At 27.1% G+C, this 571-nt stretch carries 1 protein-coding gene; it reads left to right on the top strand.

All coding sequences use genetic code 11. The features are described 5' to 3' along the window. Positions 1-518 (top strand): PH domain-containing protein (locus ACE1ET_RS20635; RefSeq protein WP_375730321.1); only part of this gene is annotated, 518 nt, incomplete at its 5' end. Positions 519-571: the final 53 nt, after the last annotated feature.

The raw sequence follows: 571 nt of genomic DNA, 5'->3' as shown, positions 1-571 counted from the left end.
TTCGAAAGAAAAGTGTTCTCCGAATAATGAAAAGTGGAATCCTTTATCCTACAGTCTTATTTCTTATAATACTTGTAATTCTCGTTAGACTTGAAAAGATTTCATTAGATGAAATTTACAGTAACTTTAATATTTGGGTAATTACTTGTTTGGCAATTATTGGTATTTCTGTAATCTTACTATTTGAATATTTGATTTTTGCAATTGACCGAAAAATCATAATCGGAGAAAAAGAGATTAAAATTTTAAAGAAAACTAAAATAGAAAAAACATACAGAAAATCAGATATTGAGAAATTAATTGAATACGGAGAAACATTTAATTTTCATTACTTTCCCTGGAGCAGTTTTAAGTATGGAGTTCTTAATTTTAATGATGGCTCATATTATATCTTGAATTGTTTACAATTTGAAAATATGAATAATCTGGTCCCAAATAATAAATATGAGAAAAAGAGGAATCTTTTTCCAAGTATTACTCTTTATCATATCTATAGATTTTTTGCAGACAGAGACTGAAAATAAAATAAGAAAAACTGGCACTAACACGCGGTCATAGTGCATGCGGTTTT

The organism is Quyinboa mangrovi, from assembly GCF_042219825.1.
In the GTDB taxonomy this organism is placed as follows: Bacteria; Bacteroidota; Bacteroidia; order Bacteroidales; family UBA5342; genus JBHJHP01.
This window is presented reverse-complemented; position numbering and strand designations above follow the sequence as displayed.